The 26851-nt window shown below is 68.8% G+C and carries 20 protein-coding genes; all 20 read left to right on the plus strand.

The features are described from left to right. On the plus strand, positions 1–841 hold an 841-nt coding region (locus ACMPH2_RS00340; RefSeq protein WP_417118318.1), incomplete at its 5' end, for a hypothetical protein. Further along, complete coding sequence (locus tag ACMPH2_RS00345; RefSeq protein WP_417118319.1) at positions 838–1857, plus strand: FecCD family ABC transporter permease; 1020 nt, start codon at positions 838–840, stop codon at positions 1855–1857. The genes ACMPH2_RS00340 and ACMPH2_RS00345, both read left to right, overlap by 4 nt. 2 nt (positions 1858–1859) lie before the next feature. Continuing rightward, a complete protein-coding gene (locus tag ACMPH2_RS00350; protein WP_417118320.1) occupies positions 1860–3053 on the plus strand; it encodes an ABC transporter substrate-binding protein in 1194 nt (397 codons plus the stop codon). Between the two features lie 124 nt (positions 3054–3177). Further along, entirely contained in the window at positions 3178–4515 is a 1338-nt protein-coding gene (glmM, locus tag ACMPH2_RS00355) for a phosphoglucosamine mutase (RefSeq protein WP_417118321.1), read from the plus strand. A gap of 144 nt (positions 4516–4659) precedes the next feature. Further along, a complete protein-coding gene (glmS, locus tag ACMPH2_RS00360; protein WP_417118322.1) occupies positions 4660–6507 on the plus strand; it encodes a glutamine--fructose-6-phosphate transaminase (isomerizing) in 1848 nt (615 codons plus the stop codon). A 2-nt stretch (positions 6508–6509) separates the two neighbouring features. Then, positions 6510–7142, plus strand: coding sequence for a holo-ACP synthase (locus ACMPH2_RS00365; protein ID WP_303132951.1), 633 nt, complete (start codon positions 6510–6512; stop codon positions 7140–7142). Between the two features lies 1 nt (position 7143). Continuing rightward, entirely contained in the window at positions 7144–8763 is a 1620-nt protein-coding gene (locus ACMPH2_RS00370) for an NAD(P)H-hydrate dehydratase (RefSeq protein WP_417118323.1), read from the plus strand. Between the two features lie 20 nt (positions 8764–8783). Then, entirely contained in the window at positions 8784–9944 is a 1161-nt protein-coding gene (alr, locus tag ACMPH2_RS00375; protein WP_303132948.1) for an alanine racemase, read from the plus strand. Positions 9945–9956: 12 nt separating this feature from the next. Continuing rightward, positions 9957–10571: a uracil-DNA glycosylase gene (locus ACMPH2_RS00380; RefSeq protein ID WP_062529376.1), complete on the plus strand. Its 615-nt coding sequence runs from the start codon at positions 9957–9959 to the stop codon at positions 10569–10571. Then, a complete protein-coding gene (gene tsaE / locus ACMPH2_RS00385) occupies positions 10564–11109 on the plus strand; it encodes a tRNA (adenosine(37)-N6)-threonylcarbamoyltransferase complex ATPase subunit type 1 TsaE (protein ID WP_303132944.1) in 546 nt (181 codons plus the stop codon). Before ACMPH2_RS00380 ends, tsaE begins: the two co-directional genes overlap by 8 nt. A gap of 171 nt (positions 11110–11280) precedes the next feature. Further along, complete coding sequence (gene tsaD, locus ACMPH2_RS00390) at positions 11281–13746, plus strand: tRNA (adenosine(37)-N6)-threonylcarbamoyltransferase complex transferase subunit TsaD (protein WP_303132943.1); 2466 nt, start codon at positions 11281–11283, stop codon at positions 13744–13746. Between the two features lie 608 nt (positions 13747–14354). Beyond that, complete coding sequence (locus ACMPH2_RS00395; protein ID WP_303132941.1) at positions 14355–15383, plus strand: PDDEXK family nuclease; 1029 nt, start codon at positions 14355–14357, stop codon at positions 15381–15383. A gap of 671 nt (positions 15384–16054) precedes the next feature. Then, on the plus strand, positions 16055–17005 hold the full coding sequence (locus ACMPH2_RS00400; protein ID WP_303132939.1) for a transporter substrate-binding domain-containing protein: 951 nt from the start codon (positions 16055–16057) through the stop codon (positions 17003–17005). A gap of 135 nt (positions 17006–17140) precedes the next feature. Continuing rightward, positions 17141–18463, plus strand: coding sequence for an amino acid ABC transporter permease (locus ACMPH2_RS00405; RefSeq protein ID WP_303132937.1), 1323 nt, complete (start codon positions 17141–17143; stop codon positions 18461–18463). A gap of 63 nt (positions 18464–18526) precedes the next feature. Beyond that, on the plus strand, positions 18527–19279 hold the full coding sequence (locus ACMPH2_RS00410; protein ID WP_417118324.1) for an amino acid ABC transporter ATP-binding protein: 753 nt from the start codon (positions 18527–18529) through the stop codon (positions 19277–19279). A gap of 3 nt (positions 19280–19282) precedes the next feature. Beyond that, the gene (locus ACMPH2_RS00415; RefSeq protein ID WP_417118325.1) at positions 19283–20728 is read left to right on the plus strand and encodes a M20/M25/M40 family metallo-hydrolase; all 1446 of its coding nucleotides are present in this window, start codon (positions 19283–19285) and stop codon (positions 20726–20728) included. 144 nt (positions 20729–20872) lie between these two features. Beyond that, positions 20873–22498: an amidohydrolase gene (locus ACMPH2_RS00420; RefSeq protein WP_417118326.1), complete on the plus strand. Its 1626-nt coding sequence runs from the start codon at positions 20873–20875 to the stop codon at positions 22496–22498. Between the two features lie 85 nt (positions 22499–22583). Next, positions 22584–24509 carry an NAD(+) synthase gene (locus ACMPH2_RS00425; protein ID WP_303132930.1) on the plus strand — a complete coding sequence of 642 codons (1926 nt, stop codon included), beginning with the start codon at positions 22584–22586 and terminating at the stop codon, positions 24507–24509. A 242-nt stretch (positions 24510–24751) separates the two neighbouring features. Then, positions 24752–25042, plus strand: a complete 291-nt coding sequence (locus tag ACMPH2_RS00430; protein ID WP_009278109.1) for a co-chaperone GroES — start codon at positions 24752–24754, stop codon at positions 25040–25042. 61 nt (positions 25043–25103) lie between these two features. Continuing rightward, a complete protein-coding gene (groL, locus tag ACMPH2_RS00435; protein WP_009278108.1) occupies positions 25104–26744 on the plus strand; it encodes a chaperonin GroEL in 1641 nt (546 codons plus the stop codon). The last annotated feature ends 107 nt before the right edge of the window (positions 26745–26851 follow it).

Here is a 26851-nt window from a genome sequence, read left to right on the forward strand (position 1 = left end):
GTCGCGGCTCGCGGGCCTCGCGACGGCCCTCGCCCTCGCCGGGGCCCTCGTGGCCTCGTGCCTTCCCGGCTGCGCGGCACGCCCGCAGGTGGACGCCGGCTCCCCGCGCTGCGTGTCTGCGGACGTCGCGGCGGGAAGCGAGCTCACGGAGTCCTCCCAGTACGTGGAGGTCCGCCTCGGCTTCGACGGGGACGTCGAGGTCGTCGGCGACGCCGTCGCGGACCTCGACGTCCTCGTGGACGGCAGGGAGGCCAACCCCCGCGCCGTCCAGGCGCGGGCGTGGGCGGACGGCAGGACGCTGGTCGTGCGGCTGGCCCCCACCCCTGCGGCGGACGGGTCGAGGCCGTCGGTGTACTTCGCGCTCTATGGGGGGCTCGTGTCCGTTGCGGCGCGCTCGGAGGACGGCGGCCTGCCCCACGTGCGTGCCACCGGAGGGCCGTCGAGTGCCGTCATTCCCGGCCGCGTCTCGTTCACGGCCCCGTCGGGCGTGCGGGTGGGCGACGTCGAGTCCGTGCCCGCCAGCGCCGAGGCGGGCACGCCCGCCACCGTGTCGTTCGACGTGGAGAGCCCCGCCCAGCTGCGGTGCTGCACCTGGTTCAGCTTCGGCGATGGCGTGCCCATGGTGATGATGCACAACCACGAGTTCCTGCGCGACACGCCTCGGACCTGCGCCCTGCGGCTGGCCGACACCATCAACGCCGACGCGGCCGGGACCCTCTGCGCCCATGCGTGCGGCACGCGCGTCGAGGTGAGCATGCCCGCCGCCACGGACGGGAGGTCGCTGGGCGTCGAGGTGGTGGAGGGGCGGGACGTAGACCCCTCTGGCGGGGGGCTCCTGTGAGCGCGCGCGGGGCCGTCCCGCGCCGCCGTCCCGGCCGTGCGGCGGTCGCGATCGCCGTCCTGGTGGCTCTGCTGCCCGTCCTCCTCGTCGCCTCGATGGCCCTGGGGCGCTACGGGGCGGTCGAGCTGGCCTCGCCCTCCCTCCTCCTGCGGGACCTCGACCCCACGGCGGCGAACGTCCTCGTGCGCCTCCGCCTTCCGCGCGTCGTCACGGCCGCCTGCGTGGGGGCCATGCTCGCCATGTCGGGCTGCGCGTACCAGGGGCTCTTCCGGACCCCCATGGTCTCGCCGGACATCCTCGGGGCCTCGGCGGGGGCGGGGTTCGGCGCCGCGCTGGGGATCCTGCTCTCGTTTGGCCCGCTGGGCGTGCGGCTGACATCGTTTCTCCTCGGCGTCGCCGCGGTGGCGTTCGCGTACCTCATCTCCAGGGGCGCCTCGCAGGGGGCGGGCAGGACGCTGGTGCTCGTGCTGTGCGGCATGGTCGTGCAGAGCCTGTTCACGGCCCTCACGTCCGCCGTGAAGTTCGTCGCGGACCCCAACTCCCAGCTGCCCGAGATCACGTTCTGGCTCATGGGGGGCCTCTCCGGCGTCCGCGTCCAGAGCGTCCCATGGGTCCTCGTCCCCCTCCTGGTGGGCGGGACGGCCCTGTTCGCGCTCAGGTGGCACCTGGACGTGATGACCATGGGGGACGACGAGGCGGCCGCCATGGGCGTGGACGTGAGGCGCACGAGGCTCGCCGTCGTCCTCGCGGCGACGCTGATGACCTCAGCGGCGGTCTCGGTCGCGGGCATGGTGGGCTGGGTGGGCCTCATCGTGCCCCACATGTCGCGGTTCCTGGTCGGTCCCGACCACCGCGTCCTCGTCCCGGCGTCGGCGCTGCTGGGGGCGAGCTTCCTTGTGGTGGTGGACGACGTGTGCAGGAGCGTGTACACGACGGAGATACCCCTCTCCATCCTGACATCGCTCATCGGGGCGCCGCTGTTCGTGTATCTGGTCTCGAGGAGGGGGAGGGCATGACCATGGGAGCAGGAGGAGAGCGGGCGGCCGGGAGGGGCGGTGCGGCAGGGTCCCGCGCGCCATGGGGGTCGTCCCTCGGCCGGCGCGAGCTCGTCCTGGGCGCGGTGCGCCTCGCCGCCTGCACGGCGGCGTCCTGCCTGCTGCCGGCGTCCCTTGCCGGCTGCTCGCTGCCCGGCGGCCCCACGCGCGGCGTGACCGACATGGGCGGGCGCGAGGTCCGCGTGCCCATGGAGGTGGACCGCGTGTTCTGCAGCAATCCCATAGGGACCGTGGACCTGTACCTCCTCGACCCCGACTGCCTCGTGGGTTGGAACTTCCTTCCGGTGGGGGACAACCGCAGGTACATACCCGAGCGCTACCTCGACCTCCCGCCCCTCGGGGTGTGGATGGGCGCGGGAGCCACCCCCAACCCCGAGGAGATCCTCCGCCAGGGGCCGCAGGTCATCCTCTGCCACTGGACCGCCGACGACGCGGGCCGCGAGATGACCGACGCGGTCGCCGACGAGACGGGCGTGCCCACGCTGCTCGTGGACTACGACATCAGGTCGTGCGCGCAGATGTACAGGTACGTGGGCGGGCTCCTGGGAAGGGAGGCGCGCGCCGAGGAGCTGGCGGCCTACTGCGAGGACAGGCTCGCGTACATACGCGCCTGCGCGGACGCGGTTCCCGAGTCCGAGCGCAAGTCCATCTACCTGGCCCAGGGGATGGACGGCCTCACCACGGACCCGGTGGGGAGCATGCACGTGACCGACGCGCTCGAGCTGATCGGGGTCGCCAACGTGGCGGACATGCCGGGGACGGCGGGGCGGGGGATGGGGATGCCCACGGTCAACCTGGAGCAGGTCATCTCCTGGGACCCCGACGCGGTGCTGGTCAGCGAGTTCAGCATGTCCAACGAGGAGGGCGCTGACCTCTACGGCCGGATCTGCGCGGACCCCGACTGGCAGAACGTCCCGTGCGTGCGCAGGGGGGCGGTCCACAGGCTCCCCCAGTCGCCCTTCGCGTGGTTCGGCCGCCCGCCCTCGGTCGTGAGGCTGCTGGGATGCCTGCTCGTCCTGCGCCTGCTGTACCCGGAGCGCACGGCCGACCTCGACCTGGTGGGCGAGACGCGCGAGTTCTACGGCCTGTTCCACCGCGTCGACCTCTCGGAGGACGAGGCGCGCGAGATCCTCTCGTCCGTCGGGGGCGCTGCCTGAGCAATCGGGCGGCACCACCCGCTGTGCACAATCGCACGACGGCATGCTGCTACCATTCTTCTTGTATCTTCCGTGGCAGCACCGGCGGCATCGCCGTACGGGGTCCATGAGCAGGGGAGAGTAGATGAAGTACTTTGGCACCGACGGCTTCCGCGGCCGCGCGAACGAGGGCCTCAACGTCGAGCACGCCTACAAGATCGGCCGCTTCGTCGGCTGGTACTACGGGGCTCGCCAGGCTCGCAAGGCGCGCATCGTCATTGGCAAGGACACCCGCCGCTCCAGCTACATGTTCGAGAGCGCTCTGGTGTCGGGCCTGGTCGCCTCGGGCGCCGACGCCTACATGCTGCACGTCATCCCCACGCCCGGCGTCAGCTACGAGACCGTGGACGGCCAGTTCGACTGCGGCGTCATGATTACCGCCTCGCACAACCCCTTCACCGACAACGGCATCAAGCTCGTCAACTCCGAGGGCTACAAGATGGACGAGGACGTCCTCGAGGAGGTCGAGCGCTACATCGACGGCGAACTCGAGCTCCCCCTCGCCACGGGCGAGGCCATCGGCTGCACCGTCGACTACATGCAGGGCCGCAACCGCTACATCGCCCACCTCATCGCCAGCGCCAACTTCTCGCTCCAGGGCGTCAAGGTGGGCCTGGACTGCGCCAACGGCGCCGCGAGCTCGGTGGCCAAGCCCGTGTTCGACGCGCTGGGCGCCGACGTCCGCGTGATCAACAACGCCCCCAACGGCTTCAACATCAACGTCGACTGCGGGAGCACCCACATCGAGCGTCTGCAGCGCCACGTCGTGGAGCAGGGGCTGGACGTGGGCTTCGCCTACGACGGGGACGCGGACCGCTGCATCGCGGTGGACGAGAGGGGACGCGTCGTGGACGGCGACCTCATCCTCTACGTCTGCGGCAAGTACCTGCACAAGCACGGGCGCCTCGCGGGCGGCACCGTGGTGCCCACCGTCATGAGCAACTTCGGCCTCTTCCGCGCCTTCGACGAGGCGAACCTCCAGTACGAGACCACGGCCGTGGGCGACAAGAACGTCTATGCCTGCATGCGCCAGAACGGCTACTCGCTGGGCGGCGAGCAGAGCGGCCACATCATCTTCGGTGACATCGAGCGCACGGGCGACGGCATCATGACCAGCCTGCGCGTGATGGAGGTCATCCGCGCCGAGCGAGAGAGGCTCTCCGTCCTCTGCGCGCCGGTCAAGCTGTACCCACAGCTCCTGGTCAACGTGCGCGTGAGCGACAAGGAGGCCGCCATGGGCTCGCCCGAGGTCAAGGCCGCGGTGGCCGAGGCCGAGCGCTTCCTGGAGGGCAACGGTCGCGTGCTCGTGCGCGCAAGCGGCACCGAGCCCCTGGTGCGCGTGCTTGCCGAGGCGCCGGAGGACGCCCTCTGCCGCCAGGCGGACGACATCGTGCTCAAGGCCCTGGAGCCCTTCAAGGCCTAGGCCGACAAAGCGCCACGGGGACCGCCCGACGGGCTCGTGGCCCATGCCCCTCTCGCCTGACTTTGCCCATGCGAGAGGGGCTTGTCCTACGTGCTGGTAGAATGGCCAGACAGCACGGAAACGCAACGCAATCGGAGGTGTCACATGTGCGGAATCGTCGGCTACACGGGACGAAGGCAGGCTGCCGAGTTCCTTCTCTCGGGTCTTGCCGCCCTCGAGTACCGTGGCTACGATTCCGCCGGCATCGACGTGATGGCGTCCGACGGCGAGCTCCATGGCGTGAAGTGCGCCGGGCGCGTGGCCACTCTGGTCGAGCGCTGTAGGACGGCCAACCTCACGGGCACCACCGGCATCGCCCACACGCGTTGGGCGACCCACGGTGCCCCCACCGACCGCAACGCCCATCCGCACCTCGACTGCGACGGGCGCATCGCCATCGTCCACAACGGCATCATCGAGAACTTCCGCGAGCTTCGCTCCCAGCTCAGGCTTGCGGGCCACCAGTTTGCGAGCGACACCGACTCCGAGGTCGTGGCGCACCTGGTGGAGGACGCCTGGAAGGGCCCCGCCAAGGGTGATTTGCTGCGCGCCGTGCGCTACGCGTGCCGCCGCCTCCAGGGCTCTTGGGCCCTGGTCGTGGAGTGCTCCGACGTCCCCGGCCAGCTGGTCGTGGCCCGCAAGGGCTCGCCGCTCGTGCTCGCCTCGACGGAAGACGGCGCCTACGCGGCGTCGGACGTGATGCCCCTCTCGCCCGTGTCATCCGACGTCATCCAGCTCGAGGATGACCAGTTCGCCCTCCTGCGCGCGGACGGGACGGTCGAGGTCTTCGACGACGAGGGCGAGCTGGTGGCCCATCCCAGCACGCTCAGGATCGACTGGGACGCCTCCGCCGCCACCTTGGGCGGACACGCCGACTTCATGGCAAAGGAGATAAGCGAGCAGCCCGAGGCCATCGAGCGCCTCCTCAAGGGCCGCCTGGGCGAGCACGGCATCGAGCTCGACGAGCTCAGCATGACCTCCGAGGAGCTCGCAGGCATAGACCGCGTGTACGTCGTCGCCTGCGGCACCTCCTACCACGTGGGGCTCATCGCCCGGAGCATGATCGAGGACTGGGCGCACGTCCCCGTCTTCTGCGAGTACGCCTCGGAGCTCAACTACAAGGACCCGCTCGTGAGCGACCGCACGCTCTGCGTGGTCATCACCCAGTCGGGGGAGACGGCCGACACCCTCACCGCCGCCCGCCGCATGAGGGCCTTGGGCTGCAAGGTCTTCGCGATCACCAACGTCCTGGGGTCCAGCGCCGCGCGCGAGAGCGACGGGACCCTCTACGTGCAGGCCGGGCCAGAGATCTGCGTCTGCTCGACCAAGGCCTACACGGCGCAGATGGTCGCGGCGGCGCTCCTCGCCCTGAGGCTCGCGCTCGCCAACGGGTCCATGGACCTCGACGAGGTGCGTCGGCACTTCGACAACCTCGAGGCCCTGCCGGACCTCGTGCGCGAGGTCATCGCGCGCCGCTGGCAGGACAAGTGCGCCGCCCGGCACTTCCGTCGGGCCGCCTCCGCCCTCTTCCTGGGGCGCGGGGTCAACGCCACGACCGCCTACGAGGGAGCGCTCAAGCTCAAGGAGGTCAGCTACCTCCACGCCGAGGCCTACCCCGCCGGCGAGATGAAGCACGGGCCCATCGCCCTGCTCGAGCCAGGCTTCCCCGTGGTGGCGATCGTCCCCGCCGACCACGTGCACGACAAGACCGTGTCCAACATCCAGGAGGTCATGGCCCGCGGCGCCACCTGCGTCGCCGTGGCCACCGACGGCGACGAGGCCGTGGGCGCCCTCTGCGAGGACACGCTCTGGATTCCCGAGGTCCCCGAGGAGAAGCTCGTGCCCATCGTCGCCATCGTCCACCTCCAGCTTCTGGCCCGCTATGTCGCCCGCGCGCGCGGCTGCGACGTGGACAAGCCGCGCAACCTGGCCAAGTCGGTCACGGTGGAGTAGCCATGGCGTCGGCGGGAGTGGGCTTCTCCATGCTCGAGGTCGCGCGCATGGAGCGTGCGCTCGAGAGGCATCCCTCCTTCGCGGGAAGGGTGTTCTCCGAGGACGAGCGGTCGCACTGCGCCGCGACGTCCCGCCCCGTCGGACACCTCGCCGCCCGCTTCGCGGCGCGCGGGGCGGTGGCCCGCGCCCTGGGCGTGACGGACTCCGGCCCCTTCCTGGGACTGCACGACGTCGAGGTGGAGCTGGACTCCGCGGGCAGGACCCAGGCGAGGCTCGCGGGGACGGCGCTCGCCCTGGCCCGCGAGCAGGGGGTGAGCGAGATTGCGCTCTCGCTCTCGCTCACCAGGGAGATCGCCACCGCAAACGCCGTCGCGGTGAGCGATGCGGTACGCCCCCGCGCTGACGAGGGGCCCGATGCCGCCAAGCAGATGCAGGCCTCGTTCAAAGCGGCACGGTCGGTCATCGACGAGCTCGAGCTCCTCCAGGGCGGCGGGGGAGAGCTGCCCCTCTCCGAGCCTGCGGGCCCAGGGCCAGGGGAGTCGGGCGACGTGACGGATGAGGTGGACGTGCAGACGGAAGCTGCCGGGGAGGCCGCGGGCTCGCCAACGCTCCCCGGCATCGCGATAGGAGGCTGACATGCAGCCCGTGCTCAACATCGAGGACATCAAGAGGGTCGAGGCGGGGCTCACCAACGTGGGCGTGAGCATATCCGAGCTCATGCACCGCGCCGGCACCGCCGCCGCCAACGAGGCGCTGCGCCTGGCGCATCCGCAGGGCGCGGTCGTGCTCTGCGGCTTGGGCAACAACGGGGGCGACGGCTGGGTCGCCGCCGAGGAGCTGCTCTCCAAGGGAGTCGAGGTCTATGCGGTGACTCCCGTCGAGCCCGACCAGATCAAGGGCGACCTCGCCCGCGTGGTGGCAAAGAGCGCGCAGGTCGCGGGCGTGTCCATCGTGGTTGCTCCCCCGCGCGAGCTGCTCGAGGGGCTCCTCTCGGACGCCGACGTGGCCATCGACGCCATGCTGGGCACGGGGTTCCGCGGCGTCCCTCGCGCACCCTTCGACATCTGGATTGACTGCCTCAACGGCAGCGACGTCCAGGTGGTCTCGGTCGACGTGCCCAGCGGCCTTTCGGCCCAGACGGGCCTTGCCGAGGACGCCTGCGTGGCGGCCGACCTCACTGTGACTATGCTCGCCCTCAAGCCGGGCCTGCTTTCGGACGACGGACGTGACGCCTGCGGCGCCATCGTGGTGGCGCCCCTGGCCGAGCAGACGGAGCGTCTGGTCCTCGAGGCAGATCCCGTTGCCTGGAGGGCCGACCTGGACGACTACGACTCCGTCCTGCGCCCGTCCTCGAGCACCGACGACAAGTTCCGTCGCGGCTCGGTGCTCGTGGTGGGAGGCTCCTCTCGCTTCCCCGGTGCCCCCATGATGGCGGCCCTGGCTGCTGCCCGTGCCGGTGCGGGCTACGTCACCCTCGCCGTACCCGCGGCCATCGCGCCCGTCGTCCAGTCCCAGATGCTCGAGATCCCGGTCATCGCGCTGCCCTGCGAGGCGGACGGGACCTTCTCGGCAAAGGCTGCCGAGGCGGTGGCGGAGCTCGCCGCGAAGCGCACGGCTACCGTCGTCGGCCCGGGCATGCGCGTGAGCTCGGGCACCGTCGGGGTCGTGTCCGCCCTCCTGGGCACTCCCGTCCCCCTGGTGGTCGACGCGGACGGCCTGAACTGCATCTCTCGCCTGACCTCCAACGCGCTCGACGACTTCCCCGAGCTCCTGCGCAGGGACAGCCCCCTGGTGCTCACCCCGCACCGCGGGGAGCTGGGACGCCTGGTTGGCCTGCAGGACACCCCTCCCGCGAGCCTCACCGCCGCAATGGAGGCTGCCCGTCGCATCGTGTGGTCCGACGGGGGCAGCGAGCTCTGCGTGGTCTCGAAGGGGTCCGCGACCGCCTGCGTGAGCGTGGACGCCGCCTTCCTGCCCAAGCCCGGTCCCGCTGCGCTGGCGACGGCGGGCTCCGGTGACGTCCTGGGCGGCATAATTGCCGCCTACCTGGCCCGCTCCAACGTGGAGGCCGACGACCTCCCCGTGCTCGCCGCCTACGCTTGCGAGGTCCACGGCTACGCCGGCTCCATCGCGGCGCAGCGCGTGGGGGCCAACGCCGTCATGGCCCACGACCTCATCGACGCGATTGGCCTGGCGGAGGACGCCCTCCTCGACCAGGTCAACGCGGCGGTCACGGGCATGGGCGAGAAGAACTAGCCTCAAAAGGAGTCGCGAAGATGGCAGTGAGCAGGGAACCACAGACGCGCGCGGCCTGGGTGGAGGTCGACCTCAACGCCGTGCGCAAGAACACGCGGGCCTTCAAGGCGCTCCTGCGCCCGGGCGTCCAGATGATGTGCGCCGTGAAGGCGGACGCCTATGGGCATGGGGCGGTCGAGTGCGCCCGCGCCATGCACGCCTCGGGCGCGAGCCAGTTCGCCGTGGCCACGGTGGACGAGGGCGTCGAGCTCAGGAAGGCCGGCATCGAGTGGCCCGTCCTCATGCTCAACGAGTCGCCGCTCCAGAGCATCGACGTGCTTCTCGAGTACGACATCATGCCCTCGGTGTACGACATGGACTTCGCGCTCGCCTATGGCGAGCGTGCCGTGGCGCTGGACAAGGTCGGCAAGTACCACCTGGCGATAGACACCGGCATGAGCCGCATCGGCGTGATGCCGGAGGATGCGGTGGAGTTCCGCCGCATGATCGACTTCCACCGCGGCATCGAGTGCGCGGGCACCTTCACCCACTTTGCCACCGCCGACGTGGTGGGCGACTGGGACTTCCGCCAGCAGAGCACGCGCTTCATGGACACGGTGGGCGCGCTGCGCGACGCCGGCCTGGACTGCGGTCTGGTGCACTGCGACAACACGCCGGGGACGGTCCTCCATCCCGAGCTCCACAACGACATGTGCCGTGTGGGCATCGGCCTCTATGGCCTGCACCCCGCAGACACCACGGTCCCCCGCATCCAGCTCGTCCCCGCCATGAGCGTGCGCGCCCGCGTGACCCGCGTGGCGCGTCCCGCCGTGGGCGAGGGCGTGGGCTATGGGCTCACCTACCGCGTGCCCAAGCCCAGCATCCAGATCGCCACGGTGCCCATCGGGTATGCGGACGGCCTCTCTCGCAGTCTCTCCAACAACATGGACGTCCTGGTGCGCGGGCAGCGTGCCCGCCAGGTGGGTCGCATCTGCATGGACCAGTTCATGTTCGCCGTGGACGTCAACGACGCGCGCGCATACCGGCCTGTCGAGCCCGTGGAGCGCGGCGACCTGGTCACGGTCATGGGCGTCGACGGCGACGAGGAGATCACGGCGGACGAGATGGCCCGACGCCGTGGGACCATCAACTACGAGGTAACCTGCGACTTTGGCATGCGCCTCGAAAAAGTGTTCGTCTAGGAAGGCGATGCCATGCTTCAGATTCCAGGACACCAGAACCAGCGTCCCCGCGAGGTGACCCTCGAGGAGGTCCGTGCCACCCTGGGCGACTGCCACCTCTGCCCCCTGGGAGAGACGCGCAACAAGCTCGTGTTTGGCGTGGGCAACCCCCGCGCCCGCGTCATGTTCATCGGCGAGGGGCCCGGAAGGAACGAGGACCTGCAGGGCGAGCCCTTCGTGGGTGCCGCCGGCAAGAAGCTCGACGCGCTCCTCTCGCTCGCCGGCCTCACCCGCGACCAGATCTACATCGCCAACGTGGTGAAGTGCCGCCCGCCCTCGAACCGCAACCCGCGTCCGGAAGAGATCGCGGCCTGCTCGCCCTTCCTGCGCGAGCAGGTGCGCTCCGTCTGGCCCGACGTCATCGTCTGCCTGGGCAACTTCGCCTCGCAATGGGTGCTGAGGACCGAGCTGGGCGTGACCAAGCTGCGTGGCCGCTTCCACCAGACGGGCCACTTCGTGGTGATGCCCACCTTCCATCCCGCTGCCTGCATCTATCATTCCGACTGGCAGCCCCTGCTCGAGAACGACCTGCGCATGGTGGGCGAGTGGCTGCGCGAGCACCCGGTCGAGGAGGCCGCGCATGAGTAGGCCCTGCAGGCGCGTGGGGGAGGGCGAGTTCGACTCCGCCTCGCAGGAAGAGACCATCGCTCTGGGCGAACTGCTGGGCGCCCTGCTCGAACCCACCGACGTCCTCGTCCTGACGGGCGACCTCGGCGCGGGGAAGACCCAGCTCACCAAGGGGGTCGCCTCCGGCCTGGGAATCAAGGACGACGTGACCAGCCCCACCTTCACCATCGAGATGGTCTATGGCGGGGGACGCATGCCGCTCTATCACTTCGACCTCTACCGCCTGGACGACCCCGACCAGCTCGAGGACATCGGCCTCTACGACGCCATGGGCGTTGACGGGCCCTGCCTCATCGAGTGGGGCGAACAGTTCCTGGGGCAGATCGGCCCGGAGCGCGTGGACGTGTTCCTCTCGCGCAGGGACGACGAGGCCCGGGCGGGGGAGGAGCCGAGGCGCTCCATCCGCTTCGTGGCGCACGACGGGCGCGGGCGGGAGCTGGTCCGTGCGCTCGACGCTGCCGTGGACGCCCATGCGGACGAGAGGACCCAGGAGGCCTAGGCCGGACGGAGCCCTTGCCGCGGTGCGGTGGGCTTGCCCGCGCATGTGCCGACGGCGGCTGGCGTGGCCTGTGTCTGCGCCCGCTCCCTCGTAGCGCTACACTGTGCGCGTTTTGCAAAAGCCAAGAGCCGACCGCGGCGTGCGCGGCCGACGGATTGCGGGTGATGTCCCATGGCCCAGGGTGACCCCAGCTCCCAGATCGTGCTTGCCCTCGACAGCTCCACCGACATGCTGGCCTGCGCAGTCGCGCGCGTCGCTGCCGATGGTTCGATGGAGCTCCTCGCCTCTGGCGACCACCTTTGCCGCCGTCGCGCCAACGTCGAGCTCACCACGACGGCGCTCGACGTGCTGGCGCGTGCCGGACTCTCCATGGGCGACGTCACTTCCGTGCTGGTGGGCCGCGGCCCCGGCTCGTTCACCGGCGTGCGCATTGGTATCGCCACCGCGAAGGGCCTGGCTTGCGGGTGCGGGATTCCCCTGCACGGGGCCTCTACCCTCGACGCCGTCGCCTGGGGCGTGTGGGAGTCTGGCGTCCGCGGCATGCTGGCGGTGCTGGGCGACGCCATGCGCGGGGAGCTGTATCCCGGCGTGTACCGGTTGGACGAGTCCGGTGCGCACCGCCGCTTCGACGTGGAGCGCGTCTGTGCCACAGATGTTGCCGTGTCCGAGCTCGCCGCTCGGTCGGACGCGGGCGAGCTGCTTCTTGCGGGCGACGGGCTCAAGAAGTATCGCGCGCGCTTCGAGGCGGCGGGGCTTGCGCGGGTCGCCGACGAGGCGCTCTGGCACCCCAGCGCCTCGGGCCTCCTGAGGTCGTTCCTCTCGCCCGACTGGGTGCCGGCCGTGGGAGACGGGGACCCGGCCCTGGTGCTGCCCGTGTACACGCGACTCTCTGACGCGGAGGAGAACGAGCGCAAGCGCCTGGGGTTGGCGGCCCCCGCCAGCGTGAGGGTGACCGGCACCGCCGACGCGCTGGCCGGCCGGCACCTGCAGCTGCGACCCATGTCCGTGAACGACCTCGACGCCGTCGCCGCGCTCGAGGACGCTGCCTACGAGGGGAGCGACCACAGCGCCTGGACGCGCCAGATGTTCTACGAGGAGCTCTTCGCCCCCCAGCGCAGCTGGTGGGTGGCTCACGACCAGGGCGAGCTCGTGGGGTTCGCAGGGGCGAGCCTCGCGGGGTCCGACTTCGAGCTGCTGGAGGTCGTGGTGGCCGAGGGGCGCCGCCGCGAGGGAATCGCGTCCAGGCTGCTGGGCCGCGTTGCCTATGACGGACAGACGCTCAACGCCACTGCCATGACGCTGGAGGTGGCGGAGGACAACGCCGCTGCCCGCGAGCTGTACGCGCGTCTCGGCTTCGTCGAGGCGGGTCGCCGCCGGGGCTACTACGGCCCCGGTGCCGACGCGCTTCTGATGCGCGCCGAGCTGCCCCTTGGGGCGGACGCGTCGCTCGTGGCGGACCAACCCCAGCCCAGCGCCTCCATCCGACCCTGGCCCATCGTGCCTGGCGAGCGCAACGTCGCCTCCCGCGACGCGCTGGCCAAGGCGGGCGACCTGGTGCTGGCCATCGAGTCGTCCTGCGACGAGACGGCCATGGCCGTCATCGACTCCAACGGCGTGGTCTGCGCCAACGTGGTGGCGACCTCCGTCGACTTCCACGCCCGCTTTGGCGGCGTGGTGCCCGAGATAGCGAGCCGCAAGCACGTCGAGGCCGTCGTCGGCGTCTTCGAGGAGGTCATGGCTCAGGCGGGCGCGCACTTCGGCTGCGACACGCTGGCACCGTCCGACCTCGCCTGCGTGGGCGTCACGGCCGGACCCGGCCTGGTGGGGGCCCTCGTCGTGGGGGTCGCCTTCGCGAAGGGCCTCTGCGCCGCCGCGGGGCTGCCCCTCACGCCGGTGAACCACCTCGAGGGGCACCTCCTGGCGAACCTCTTCGAGACCCCGGACCTGCAGCCCCCCTTCGTGGCTAGCCTGGTCTCGGGTGGCAACACCATGCTGGTCCACGTGCGAGGCTGGGGAGACTACCAGCTCCTGGGAGCCACGATCGACGACGCCGTGGGAGAGGCCTTCGACAAGGTCGCCAAGGCACTGGGTCTGGGCTATCCCGGCGGCCCCGTGATCTCGAAGCTCGGGGCGCAGGGCAACAAGAAGGCCATCCACTTCCCGCGCGCCATGATGCACAGCCACGACTACCGCTTCTCGCTGAGTGGCCTCAAGACGGCGGTCATCACCTACATCGAGGGGGAGAACAAGGCGGGTCGTCCCATCAACCTGCCCGACCTGGCGGCGTCATTCGAGGCTGCGGTCATCGACGTGCAGGTGTCGAAGGCCATCACGGCGGTGGGCGAGACGGGCGTCAGCGACTTCTGCGTGGGTGGTGGCGTGGCGGCGAACCCCGCGCTCAGGGCCGAGTACCGCAAGAAGCTCCCGCGGCGTGGCGTGCGCGTGACCGTGCCGCCCATGGTGGTGTGCGGGGACAACGGCGCAATGATCGCCGTGGCCGCGCTGCGCAACTGGAAGGCCGGCGTTACGGCCGACCTCACCTTGGATGCGGATCCCAACGCCAAGCTGGGCTGCTGGTCGTCCGAACTGGCGCCCGTCGTCGGCGAGGGCTGGCCGCCTAAGAAGGCCGGCAAGTAGGAGGGGTTGGCGCTCCCGAGGCTAGGTTTCGAGCTCTTCGAAGTCGTACGGCTGAAGGTCGGCGAGTAGGAGGGGCTGGCACTCCCGTCGGCTCGCGGCCCGGTGCTGACGGAGCGCCGGGTCGCGCCGGCACCCCACGACCTCGTGCTGCCTGTCGCTCGCGTCTCGCTGGCACCTCGTGACCCCGCACCGCTCGCCTGTCGCCTTGGGGCCCGCTCCGTCTGCCGACCGCCTTGTGAACCGCGTCGTCTGCCGGCCGCTCGTTGCTCGTATCGCCAGCTCCTCTCGCTAAAAAAGAAGTTAATAAAGTTGTTTGCTATTTTTTGATTTATTAATTGATTTAAATTTTCAGCTGTTTAGATTTCCGCAGGTAGATGACCTGTATTGTTTTTTAGTTGTATGCGGAATCCGCATACAACTCGCGTGGCAGACGATTGCGCGATTGAATGCTGCCGTATCGGGTGGCTGGCGACCCAAAAAGCGCATGTCTGCACATTGCTTGCGTGCAGCTGCCTGCAGTCGAATTCCCGTGAAGATGAGAATTGCGAGATACCGGCCAATATCATGTCTCCCAATGGAGGGGTTATGGGGAGAGGTGATTATCTACTATGAAACTGTTTCTTGGACATTGGACGGCGCTGCGCCTCTGGAGGCGGCTGCGGATACGTGGTGTTACGCCTCCCGTCGCCCGTCTGGGCCGTCTCGACGGCTGCGTCTGCCGCAAGCGGCAGCTCGTCGATTGCGGAATCAGCCTCTCTCCCCCTGCCGTCTCCTCGCGCGTGGGTTGCGCCGACCTGGAGGTAGCGCTCGTCGACCCGACGTCCGGGGACGTCCGTCTTGACCTGCTCGTGGGCGACCGCGCTGCGATAAGCGGCCTGAGGAACGTCAGGCACCACCTCCTTGCCGGCGCGCTCCCTCCGGGCTCGCTCAGGATGGTCGCCGACGGCATCTACCTGCCCAGCCCAGAGCTTACCTACCTTTTGCTTGCGCCCGAGCTCTCTGGGCTGCGTCGAATCGCGCTGGCCCACGAGCTCGTGGGGAGCTACGCGCTGGATCCTGCCTCTCCCAACGGTTTCGCGAGTGGTCTGACGCCGGCCACGTCGCTCGACCGGCTGAGGGGCTACCTGGAACGCTCGACCTGCCGCCGCTGCGCGGCGAGGGCTCTCGAGGACCTGGGGATGGTGCACGAGGGCAGCGCCTCCCCGCGCGAGACGGACCTGGCCATGGCGTTCTGCCTGCCCGTACGCGACGGGGGCTACGGGCTGGGACGCTTCGAGATGAACAGGGAGCTGAGCTTCGGGGGCGAGCTTGCGGCGTTGGTGGGTGGGGTCCGGCGGTACCCGGACCTTCTCTTCCCGGACGCGCGGGTGGTCGTGGAATACGACAGCGACCAGTGGCATGGCGGGGGCCTGAAGCCGAGTCTGGACAGGGACCGGTCGGATGGCCTCTCCGCGGCTGGCTACACGGTGCTCACCTTCACCAACCTGCACTTTGGCAGCTACGAGAGCTTTGCCCGACAGATGCGTCGGCTTGCGGGACATCTGGGAGAGGACCTGGCATGTGAGGACGAGGCGCTCGTCTTTGCCCGCAGGCGCCTCTTTGACTTCCTTCGCTCTCCTGGCCGGCTCGTGTACTAGGGGGTCTGGGCTCTGGAGTTGCTGCGTCGTCGCCCGGACGTCTGCCGCGAGACTCCCGTGCCCGCTGCGAGACTCCCGTGCCCGCTGCGAGACTCCCCCGTGCCCGCTGCAAACTCTCATTGTGGCATCCCCGCGTCACCCTGAAAGCTAGTTTCCAAATTTGTGTGCGGTTTTTCTCTTCACTATTTGATATAGATTTTCAGGAGAATACGTTTCCGCAGGTAGAAGTATTGGGCCGATTTTGAGTTGTGTGCGGAATCCGCATACAACTCGGAGGAGCTGCCGTTGCCGCGCTGAGGAGCTTCCGCGTCAGGAGCTGCGAAGCCTGGGACCGCTGCCGCGCCGGGGGTTGCGAAGCCTGGGGCCGCTGCTGTGCTGGAGGGGGCCGCACCGCGCCGCCAGCTCCGTAGCGCCGCTGCGACAGAGGCGCCTCGCCACATGCAGCCGCGCCAGTGCCGCGCGCCGTCGCTCTGTGGCAGGTGAGAATCACGCGCGTTACCTGGATGTTTCATATCCCACGAAGTTTGCGTCACGCGCGTCCGAGGGGCGTAGCTTATGCCTAGCGACGTAACTTTCTCGCATTAAGTTGCAAGGGGGAGGGGAATGGGTCCCCTCCGGTTGCGCTCGCGGAAGGGGTCTTAACAGACAGTCAGGAAGAAAGAGGAACCGCCATGACTACCGACTCTCGCACAGCCATCACAAACGCCACCCAAGACGAGAAGCGCCAGCACGTCTCGCGTCGTGACTTCCTCAAGCTCTCGGGCATCAGCGCCCTGAGCATCGCCGGAATGGCCGTCCTCACTGCCTGCGGCCCCGCAGCCCAGAGCTCTACCACAGACAACAGCTCCGCATCCTCTGCCTCTGCCTCGAACGATGGCACCCTTGGCGATGGCAAGACCCTGCGCATCGGCATGGAGGCGGCGTACGCCCCCTACAATTGGCAGGTGTCCGAGGCGAGCGACCACACCATTCCCATCCAGAACGTGAGCGGCGCGTACGCTGACGGCTACGACGTTCAGATGGCAAAGGTGGTCGCCAACGCGCTCGGTATGGAGCCGGTCGCCGTGAAGATGAGCTTCACCGGCCTCATCGACGCCCTCAACAACGGCCAGATCGACATCATCATGGCTGGCATGAGCGCCACCGAAGAGCGTCGCCAGGCCATCGACTTCTCCGACCCCTACTTCGAGGGTGGCTTTGGCCTTCTGGTGAAGAGCGACTCGCAGTACGCGAGCGCCACTAGCCTCGAGGACTTCTCGGGTGCCGCCGTCCTGGGCCAGAAGGACACCATGCTCGACGACGTGATCGACGACATCCCCGGCGTCAACCACCTCACGCCGGTCGACTCCGTGCCCTCCCAGATCTCGCAGCTCAACCAGGGCACCTGCGACGCCATCACCTTCAACACCGAGAACACCGATGGCTTCCTCCGCGCCAACCCCGGACTGGTCGCCGTCCAGTTCGCCGAGGGCAAGGGCTTCACGGAGACCGTTCCTGCCAACGCCGGCATCGCGAAGGGTCAGGACGCAGTCCTCGCCAAGATCAACGACGCCCTCGCGACCGTCTCCACCGACGAGCGCCAGTCCGTCTTCGACGCCTGCGTCGAGCGCCAGCCGGCGTAGTCCGGGCAGCGCACCAGGCTGTTCCCAACCACGCCAAGTCGTTCCCAACCCGGAACGCGCACCTCGTCTCCCGCATGTCGGGCGACGAGGTGCGTCGCCGCTCCTCTCCCCATTAATTCCTAGGAGGTTGTGCTCATGGGCACAGACCGGGAGGGCCTTACCAGACCCGCCGAAACATCGCCTGCCGAGGCTGGCGCGCCAGACGCGCCAAGGTCGCACGGACGCCTAGCCAGCTTCGTGACATCAGACCACCGATACGTATTCCTGGGTACGAGCGTCCTCGCGCTTGCGGGCATCTGGCTTTCGATGCAGCCCCGCTCCCCCTGGAGCTTCCTCAGGGGCGCCTACGCGGTGGAAGTCGTCCTGTACTACGCCCTGGTGGCGTGGGTCGCGCTCTCGCTCGTCGCGCTCGCCAACAAGCTCGCCAGGTGGCGCGACTACATGCGGGTCTCCCCGTTCGTGCGTCCCGGCGCCAAGCGAGCGGAGAGGTACCTCTCGTATGCAGTCGTGGCCATCTTTGCCGTGCTCTTCGTCGACCGCGCCGTGATGGGGCTATGCTCGGCGGTGTCGGCAGCCATCTCGTCTGATTCGAACCCGACGGACTTTCTGGGCGGAGCCATCTACATGCTCTACGAGGGCCGCGACGTCTTCGCGAAGGGCATCGCCACCACCATTGGGCTCGCCACCTTCGGCACGGTCATCGCCTTCTTCCTCGCCATACTCCTGGTCTTCCTGCGCATACAGACGGTTGACCGCCCCGACAACGACCTCGTCCGCTTCCTCAAGGTCGTGGGCACCACCTTCGCCAAGGCCTACTCCGCCGTGGTGCGCGGGACCCCGATGATGGTCCAGTCCCTGCTGATCTACTTCGCTGGCTTCGCCATCCTGCGCGGGACCGGCATGAGCACGTCCCAGATCGGCGCGATCTGGAGCACCTTCGTCGCCGGCCTCACGACCATCTCGCTCAACTCCACCGCTTACATGATGGAGGTCCTGCGCGGCGGCATCGAGGCGGTCGATGTGGGCCAGGCCGAGGCCGCACGCTCGCTGGGCCTCTCGCAGTGGCAGGCGATGACTAAGGTCGTCTTCCCCCAGGGCATAAAGAACGCGATCCCCGCCCTGTCCAACGAGCTCGTCGTCAACATCAAGGACTCCTCCGTCCTCTCGGTCATCGGCGTCTTCGACCTGATGTTCGCGACGACCACGGTGGCTGGCATCTACTATCGCCAGCTCGAGGTGTACGCCATCGCCGCGGTCTGCTACCTCGTCCTCACCATGGTCGCCTCCAAGCTGCTCTCGATGTTCGCGCGGCACCTCGAGGTGCAGAGCCCCGGGCCGGTGCTCTCCACGTCGGACATGACCTCGACGCACGGCACCGCCGGCGGCATGGCAGACCCCAGCCGCGTCAGGCTCTCCCCGAGGCACCCCGCCGAGAAGAACGACATGGGAGGCAGGTAGGACATGGGCTTCCGCGAGCAAGAGGTCGTGACTCCGATGATGGCAAAGAGGGAGGAGGGCCCCATGGACCCAATCATCCGCGTCGAGGGGCTGCGCAAGTCGTTTGGCAGCAACGTCGTGCTGAGGGACATCGACTTCCAGGTCATGCTCGGCGAGGTCGTGACGATCATCGGGGCCTCCGGTTCCGGCAAGTCAACCCTGCTGCGCTGCATCAACCTCCTCGAGACGCCCGACGCGGGCTACGTCTGGTTCCATGGAGAGGACCTTGCCTCCCGGCACGTGGACGTGAATCGCCTGCGCGAGAAGATTGGCATGGTCTTCCAGGGCTTCAACCTCTTCAACAACATGGACGTGCTCCAGAACTGCACCCTCGCTCCCGTCACGCTCGGCAAGATGGGCAGGGAGGAGGCCGAGGCCGAGGCGATGCGCAACCTCGAGTCCGTTGGGCTCGCGGGCTTCGCGCATGCCGCCGTCACGTCCCTCTCGGGCGGGCAGAAGCAGCGCGTTGCCATTGCCCGCGCCCTCTGCATGAAGCCCGACCTCATGCTGTTCGATGAGCCCACCTCTGCCCTCGACCCCGAGATCGTGGGAGAGGTGCTCTCCGTCATGCGCGACCTGGCCGCCCAGGGGATGACCATGGTCGTTGTGACCCACGAGATGGAGTTCGCCAAGAACGTCTCGGACAAGGTCGTGTTCATGGACCAGGGCGTCATCGCCGAGTCCGGGGACCCCGGGAAGATGTTCTCCTCCCCAGAGCTGCCGCGCACGCGCGAGTTCCTCGCGCGCTACCTCGACGGGCCGAAGGCGGGGGAGTAGGGCGTGGCCGAGGTCTGGCGCTACTTCGCGCACGAGGACGACTACCCCGACCTCGACGGCGACGCCGCCTGCCGCAGGCTCGGTGACGCGCTCGCCATACCCACGGTGGACGGCCCATCCCGGGAGCTGACCGACTGGTCGGCGTTCGACCGTCTCGAGGGCCATCTGCACGCCTCCTTTCCCCTGACCTTCGCCGCGGCGACAGCCGAGCGCGTTGACCACTCCCTCCTGCTCACGCTTCCGGGAAGCGACCCCTCGCTCGACCCGGTCCTGTTCATGGGTCACGTCGACGTGGTTCCCGTGGTCCCCGGCACGGAAGGCGACTGGACGCATGGCGCGTTCTCGGGGCACGTGGATGGGGAGTACGTGTGGGGACGCGGCGCGCTGGACATGACCGACCAGGTCGTGGGGTACTTTGAGGCGATCGAGTACGTGCTCTCGCATGGTTGGGCGCTTCGCCGCACGCTCCTCGTCGCCCTCGGGCAGGACGAGGAGACCCTGCAGTCTGGAGCCCGGCGCATGGGCGCGCTGCTCGCCGGGCGTGGGATTCGCCTGGCATGGCTGGTGGACGAGGGCGACTACCGCATCGTGGACACCGGGCTCTACGGGGCCCCAGGCCACCACGGCATGAGGGTCAGCCTCGCCGAGAAGGGCTACGCCGACCTGCGCCTTACGGTGAGGAGCCACGGCGGCCACTCATCGAACCCCTTCGGGGGCAGCTCCCTGGCCACGCTTGGCGAGGCGATCGCCCGCGTGGCCAGGGACCCTTGGCCCGTCGAGCTGACGGAGCTGAGCCGCAGGACGCTCGAGGCCGTGGCACCCTGGGTGAGCCAGGAGCCGCTCGCCTCTCTGGTGAGGTCAGGTGAGGGGGAGGGCACGCGGGACGCAATCGACCGCAACGCCGATGCCATCGCCCGGCTGTTCCTCGGCTCGCGCGAGCTCTTCCCCCTCGTCACCACCACGGTGGCGCCCACCATGATCGAGGGCGGGTCCAAGCAGGCAAACGTGCTCCCGCAGGACATGAGCGCTGTCGTCAACTTCCGCATGCTTCCCGGGGTGACCTGCGCGGCGGTCGTGGCGCGGGTGAGGGAGCTCCTGGCAGACCTGCCTGTTGAGGTCGAGCTGCTCGCCGAGGTGAGCAACAGCCCGTCGCAGGTGTCGCGTTCGGACGGTCCGGGCTTCAGATTCCTCGAGCGCGTCGCCGCCCGCTATTTCAGGGAGCCTGAGTCGGAAGAGCCGCTCAAGCTGATTCCCGCCATCGTCGTTGGCGCGTCGGATGCCCAGATGTACGACCGCGTTTGTGACTCGTGCCTGCGATTCTCCCCCTTCGTGGCGGATGACGAGGAGGTCGAGCGCGGCGTTCACGGCACCGACGAGCGCATCACGCGACGCGCCTACCTGCAGGGCGTACGCTTCCTCATCGGGCTCATCCGCGAGGCGCTGCTCTGATCGGGACACCCCGGCGAGGGCCCCGACGTCCCTTGCCGGGCCATGATGTCCCGCACTGGACTATAGAATGAGCGAGAAAATCGTGCGTCCGCGGCCGTGGCCAAGTCCCAGACCCGGGCCCGTGGGAGGTTGGGGGAGAGGACCATGGCAGCCGATCTGGTCGTCGCATCGCGAAGGGTCTTCGACGGGCTGGGGGATGAGGCCGACCCTCTCTCGTTCGCTGTCGAGGACGGCCACATCACGAAGGTCGCCCACTACGACCAGGCCGACGAGCTTGTCGGTCCGGGCGCGCGCGTCCTCGACTTGGGCGACGCCTTCGTCTGTCCCGGCTTCCACGACGCCCACCAGCACGTCCTGCACGCGGCGCTCTTCCCCTCCGCGCTCGCCACCGAGTACCGCGGCACGAGCGAGGCCGACTGCGTCTCTCACATGATCGAGTTCGCCAGGACGAGGTCGGCTGACGGCTGGCTCTTGGGCCACGGCTGGCGCGAGACCTTCTGGGATTCGCCCGTGCCCCCCACCAAGGCGTCGCTCGACGCCGCCTTCCCCGACCGCCCGGTGGCCATGTACTCCGGCGACGCCCACACCCTCTGGGTCAACTCGGCGGGCCTTCGCGCCTTGGGCATCGACGAGGGAACCGAGCCGCCCGCGGGAGGTTCCTTCGACCGCGACGCCGATGGCAGGCTCACGGGGGTGCTCCGCGAAGCGGCGGGCATGCTCTACGTGGGCCGCGTGCTGGGGAGCTTCTCCATGGGCGAGCTTCGCAAGATCTACCGCGACTACTTCCGGAGGCTCAACGCCATGGGCGTCACCTCCGTCTGCGACATGGCGCTCTCCTTGGTGCCGGGTGCCGACGGCATCAACCCGCAGGTCTATGAGGCACTGCTGCAGGCGGGCGAGCTCAGCCTGCGCGCGCACCTCTTCCCCACGCTGGGAGACGACCAGTCGATTCTCGAGGGCCTGCAGTCCCGCTGGCGAGGTCCGCTGCTCCGCGCTCCCGGCTTCAAGCAGTTCTTCGACGGGGTGAGCAGCCAGCACACTGCCTGGGTGAGCGACGAGTATGCCAACCCCCGCTTTGCCGGCGACGTGGGGCGTCCCACCGTGGCGCCCGAACGCATGCGCGAGCTGGTGCTGGCCGCAGCCGGGCGTGGGCATGCCGTGCGCATCCATACCATCGGCGACGAGGCCGTCCACGCCGCCGTGGGCATCTTCGAGGAGGCGAGGTGCCTCTTCGGCACGCCGAGCCAGGGCGCCAACACACTGGAGCACATCGAGGACATCCACCCCGAAGACGTCGCCCGCCTCGTCCGTGCCGGCGTGGTCGCCTCCGTGCAGCCTCCGCACGTGACGATCGACGTCGACCAGCCCGCTCGAGACCTGGGGGAGTGGCGCGCCGAGCGCATGTGGCCCTTCGACGAGTTCGCCCGCCAGGGCGTGACGATGGCCTTTGGCACCGACGCCCCCGTGGTGCCCCCCAACAGCCTTGACGTGCTCTGGTGCGCCTTCGAGCGCAGCGCGCCGGACACCCACCTCCCCACAGGCGGCTGGTACCCGCGGCATGCGGTGGGCCGCGCGGCGGCGCTTCGTGCCTACTCGGCGGGGTCTGCGGCGGCGGTGGGCCGCGGGCGTGAGCTGGGGGCCATCGCGCCTGGCATGCTCGCCGACTTCGTCGTCTGGGATGCGGACCTCCTCGAGGTCTCCGCCGAGGAGTTCCAGCGGGCGCGCCCCATGGCCACCTACCTGGGTGGGCGTGCGGTCTGGGAGGCGTAGCGCCGAGGCGGACCGCCCCTCTCTCCCGGCCTCGCAAGCTTCGAGCTGCTAGGATTGCGGGTAGGCCAAGAGAAGCGAGGTTGCCATGCAAGACGGATTCGTCAAGGTCGCGGCGCGCACGCCCCAGGTCCGCGTGACCGACGTCGACTTCAACCTGAGCGCCTGCGTGGCCGAGACGACCGATGCCGTGCGCTCGGGCGCGCGCTTGGTGGTCCTGCCCGAGCTCTGCGTCACGGGCTACACCTGCGAGGACCTCTTCTGGCAGCAGTCCCTCGTCAAGGCGGCCGAGAGGGCCGTCGCCTCCTTCGCCCAAGAGACCGCCTCGCTGGACGCCCTCGTCTTCGTGGGCTGCCCCGTGAGCGTCGCCGGCAAGCTCTACAACTGCGCGGTCGCCGTCGCGCGCGGCCATGTCTTGGGCATCGTGCCCAAGCTCAGCATCCCCACCTACAACGAGTTCTACGAGGGTCGTCACTTCGTCGCAGGTTCCCTCGACGTCACGCTCGTGGACTTCGCCGGCCAGTCTGGCGTCCCCTTTGGTGCGCGCCAGCTCTTCTGCTGCGAAAGCCTGCCCGACCTCGTGGTCGCGGCCGAGGTCTGCGAGGATCTCTGGGTAGCCAACCCGCCCTCCATCGCGCACGCCATGGCGGGGGCCACGGTCATCTGCAACCTCTCCGCCTCCAACGCCGTGGTGGGCAAGGCGGACTACCGCCGCTCCCTCGTGGTGGGGCAGAGCGCGCGCCTGGCCTGTGCCTACGTCTACTGCAGCGCCGGCTGGGGCGAGTCCACGCAGGACGTGGTCTTCTCCGCCCACGACATGGTGGCCGAGAACGGCTCCCTCCTTGCGGAGGGCAGGCCCTTCGGCGAGCGGCAGGCCACGTCCGAGATCGACCTCGAACTCCTCGTGGGCGAGCGTCGTCGCCTCTCGACCTTTGCCACGGCCGCCTCGCCCGAGGCTGCGGGCTACGTCCGCTCGAGCTTCTCGCTCGAGCCCGCCGAGACGCCCCTCACGCGTTGGGTCGACCCGCACCCCTTCGTGCCCGATGCGTCCCAGACGCGCGCGCAGCGCTGCGAGGACGTGCTGGCCATCCAGTCGCACGGCCTGGCCCGCCGCCTCGGGCACATCCATGCCAAGTCCGCGGTGATCGGCGTGTCTGGTGGCCTCGACTCGACGCTTGCGCTGCTCGTGATGGCGCGTGCCTTCGACCTCCTGGGCCTCGACCGATCCGGCATCGTCGCCGTGACCATGCCCGGCTTCGGCACCACCGACCGCACGCACGACAACTCGCTCGAGCTGTCGAGGGCGCTGGGGGCGACCCTGCGCGAGGTGGGCATCGTGCCTGCCGTCCGCCAGCACTTCGCCGACATCGGACACGACGAGGCCCTGCGCGACGTGACCTACGAGAACGCCCAGGCCCGCGAGCGCACCCAGGTCATCATGGACATCGCCAACCAGGTGGGGGGCATCGTCGTGGGTACGGGCGACCTCTCCGAGCTCGCCCTGGGCTGGTGCACCTACAACGCCGACCACATGTCCATGTATGGCGTCAACGCCGGCGTGCCCAAGACGCTGGTGCGCCACCTCGTGAGGCACGTGGCCGACACAACGGAGTCCGAGCCCCTGAGGCGCGTGCTCCTGGACGTGCTGGACACGCCCGTCTCGCCCGAGCTCCTTCCCGCCGAGAAGGACGGCAGCATCGCGCAGCGCACGGAGGACCTGGTGGGTCCTTACGAGCTGCACGACTTCTTCCTCTACCAGGCGCTCAGGCGTGGCTTTGGCCCGCGCAAGGTGTTTCGGCTCGCCCGCTACGCCCTGGGCAAGGACTACGACGACCAGACCATCCTGCGTTGGCTCAAGACCTTCTACCGGCGCTTCTTCTCGCAGCAGTTCAAGCGCAGCTGCCTGCCGGACGGCCCCAAGGTGGGCTCGGTGGCGGTGAGCCCCCGCGGCGACCTGCGCATGCCCAGCGACGCCAGCTCCGCCCTCTGGCTGAGCGAGCTCGAGGGCCTGTAGCTGCGCCAACGGCCCGACAGATTCCCTCAGGGGAGAGGAGCCACGGCACTCGTTGGCGGCTCCTCTCCCCTGACTTCTGCCGTTGCAGAAAATCTAAGTGCCGTCTGTAAGATTTTTTCTCTCTCGTTGTATAAGGAATCGGTTCTGGGTATTATTCACAGCGTTGGCTGAGCGACAGGGTCAGCGGTGGCCCTGCCTGCGAATCGGGCATCTGCGATGCCCCCAAGAAGGAGGAACTCACCATGACTCTTAAGCCTTTGGGCGACCGCGTCCTCGTCAAGCCCGCCCCCAAGGAGGAGAAGACCTCGACCGGTCTCTACATCTCTTCCGGCGCGCAGGAGAAGCCCCAGCGCGGCGAGGTCATCGCCGTCGGCGCCGGCAAGCTCAACGACAAGGGCGAGCGCATCGCCGTCGACGTCCAGGTGGGCGACCAGGTCTTCTATGGCAAGTTCGGCGGCAACGACGTCAAGCTCGACGGCGAGGACTACCTGCTCCTCCGTGCCGACGACATCTACGCCATCATCAGCGAGTAGCTCTTAGCAGGCAGGCACAGGACGCTCGCCTCCCGCGAGCGAGACTTTGGAGGTACACAGAATGGCCAAGGACATCTCTTTTGGCACCGACGCGCGCGCCAAGCTCGCCAAGGGCGTGAACACGCTGGCTGACGCCGTCACCACCACCCTCGGGCCCAAGGGCCGCTACGTCGCCCTTCAGCGCTCCTACGGCGCTCCCACGATCACCAACGACGGCGTCTCCGTCGCCAAGGAGATCGAGCTCAAGGACCCCGTCGAGAACATGGGCGCCCAGCTGGTGAAGGAGGTCGCCACCAAGACCAACGACACTGTGGGTGACGGCACCACCACCGCGACCCTGCTTGCCCAGGTCATCGTCAACGAGGGCCTGCGCAACGTCGCCGCCGGCGCCAACCCCATCGCGATCCGCCGCGGCATCGACAAGGCCGTCGCCGCCGCCGTCGACCAGATGAAGGTCGCCTCGCAGGACGTCTCGACCAAGGAGCAGATCGCCGCCGTCGGCACCATCTCGGCCGGCGACCCCCAGATCGGCAACAAGATCTCTGACGCCATGGACGTCGTGGGCAAGGACGGCGTCATCACCGTCGACGAGTCCCAGACCTTCGGCATCGACATCGACACCGTCGAGGGCATGCAGTTCGACAAGGGCTACATCTCGCCCTACTTCGCCACCGAGAACGACACCATGACGGCGGAGCTCCAGAACCCCTACGTCCTGATGACCGACCAGAAGGTCAGCAACATCCAGGACATCCTGCCCGTGCTCGAGGCGATTCAGAAGAGCGGCTCCCCGCTGCTGATCATCGCCGAGGACGTGGACGGCGAGGCCCTGGCCACCCTGATCCTCAACAAGCTCCGCGGCACCCTCAACGTCGCCGCCGTGAAGGCCCCCGGCTACGGTGACCGTCGCAAGCGCATGCTCGAGGACATCGCCATCGTCACCGGCGGCCAGGTTGCCATGAAGGAGCTCGGCGTCGAGCTCTCTGACATCACCGCCGAGATGCTGGGCCGCGCCAAGTCCGTCAAGATCACCAAGGACAACACCACGATCGTCGACGGCGCGGGCTCCAAGGAGGCCATCCAGGAGCGCATCGGCCAGATCAACTCCGAGATTGAGCACACCGACTCCGACTTCGACAAGGAGAAGCTCCAGGAGCGTAAGGCCAAGCTGGCCGGCGGCGTCGCCGTCATCAAGGTCGGCGCGGCCACCGAGGTCGAGCTGAAGGAGATCAAGCACCGCATCGAGGACGCGCTGCAGGCCACCCGCGCGGCCGTCGAGGAGGGCATCGTCGCCGGTGGCGGCGTCGCGTTCCTGCAGGCCGCCAAGGCCCTCGACACCGTCGAGGTCGCTGATGACGACGAGCGCATCGGCGTCGAGATCATCCGCAAGGCGCTCTCTGCCCCCGTCCGCACGATTGCTGCCAACGCCGGCTTCGAGGGCTCCGTCGTGGTCGAGAAGATCAAGAGCCTGCCCGAGGGCGAGGGCCTGAACTCTGCGAACGGCGAGTGGGGCGACATGATTGAGATGGGCGTCCTCGACCCCGTCAAGGTCACCCGCACCACCCTGCAGAACGCTGCCTCCGTGGCGTCCCTGATCCTCATCACCGAGGCCACCGTCTCGGACGAGCCCAAGGACACCACCATCGAGGACGCGATCTCCCGTGCCGCCGCTGCCGGCGGACAGGGTGGCGGCATGTACTAAGCCGCAGGTCTCAGAGCCAGGCAGTGACAGGCGCCCCATGGCTTCGGCCATGGGGCGCCTTCTCGCATCCTTGGACAAGGCCTTCCGATTTGCCTGTAGCCATTCGG

Origin of the sequence: Olsenella phocaeensis (genome assembly GCF_048189965.1) — a bacterium.
Classification (GTDB): Bacteria; Actinomycetota; Coriobacteriia; order Coriobacteriales; family Atopobiaceae; genus Olsenella_I; species Olsenella_I phocaeensis.

What these genes read in the sequence shown, in the direction of transcription:
- tsaE (WP_303132944.1), top strand. Translation starts at nt 10,564, where the DNA reads ATGAGTAGGCCCTGCAGGCGCGTGGGGGAGGGCGAGTTCGACTCCGCC.
- ACMPH2_RS00350 (WP_417118320.1), top strand. Translation starts at nt 1,860, where the DNA reads ATGGGAGCAGGAGGAGAGCGGGCGGCCGGGAGGGGCGGTGCGGCAGGG.
- glmS (WP_417118322.1), top strand. Translation starts at nt 4,660, where the DNA reads ATGTGCGGAATCGTCGGCTACACGGGACGAAGGCAGGCTGCCGAGTTC.
- ACMPH2_RS00405 (WP_303132937.1), top strand. Translation starts at nt 17,141, where the DNA reads ATGGGCACAGACCGGGAGGGCCTTACCAGACCCGCCGAAACATCGCCT.
- ACMPH2_RS00395 (WP_303132941.1), top strand. Translation starts at nt 14,355, where the DNA reads ATGAAACTGTTTCTTGGACATTGGACGGCGCTGCGCCTCTGGAGGCGG.
- groL (WP_009278108.1), top strand. Translation starts at nt 25,104, where the DNA reads ATGGCCAAGGACATCTCTTTTGGCACCGACGCGCGCGCCAAGCTCGCC.
- alr (WP_303132948.1), top strand. Translation starts at nt 8,784, where the DNA reads ATGGCAGTGAGCAGGGAACCACAGACGCGCGCGGCCTGGGTGGAGGTC.
- ACMPH2_RS00370 (WP_417118323.1), top strand. Translation starts at nt 7,144, where the DNA reads ATGCAGCCCGTGCTCAACATCGAGGACATCAAGAGGGTCGAGGCGGGG.
- ACMPH2_RS00425 (WP_303132930.1), top strand. Translation starts at nt 22,584, where the DNA reads ATGCAAGACGGATTCGTCAAGGTCGCGGCGCGCACGCCCCAGGTCCGC.
- ACMPH2_RS00430 (WP_009278109.1), top strand. Translation starts at nt 24,752, where the DNA reads ATGACTCTTAAGCCTTTGGGCGACCGCGTCCTCGTCAAGCCCGCCCCC.
- ACMPH2_RS00410 (WP_417118324.1), top strand. Translation starts at nt 18,527, where the DNA reads ATGGACCCAATCATCCGCGTCGAGGGGCTGCGCAAGTCGTTTGGCAGC.
- glmM (WP_417118321.1), top strand. Translation starts at nt 3,178, where the DNA reads ATGAAGTACTTTGGCACCGACGGCTTCCGCGGCCGCGCGAACGAGGGC.
- ACMPH2_RS00365 (WP_303132951.1), top strand. Translation starts at nt 6,510, where the DNA reads ATGGCGTCGGCGGGAGTGGGCTTCTCCATGCTCGAGGTCGCGCGCATG.
- tsaD (WP_303132943.1), top strand. Translation starts at nt 11,281, where the DNA reads ATGGCCCAGGGTGACCCCAGCTCCCAGATCGTGCTTGCCCTCGACAGC.
- ACMPH2_RS00380 (WP_062529376.1), top strand. Translation starts at nt 9,957, where the DNA reads ATGCTTCAGATTCCAGGACACCAGAACCAGCGTCCCCGCGAGGTGACC.
- ACMPH2_RS00420 (WP_417118326.1), top strand. Translation starts at nt 20,873, where the DNA reads ATGGCAGCCGATCTGGTCGTCGCATCGCGAAGGGTCTTCGACGGGCTG.
- ACMPH2_RS00400 (WP_303132939.1), top strand. Translation starts at nt 16,055, where the DNA reads ATGACTACCGACTCTCGCACAGCCATCACAAACGCCACCCAAGACGAG.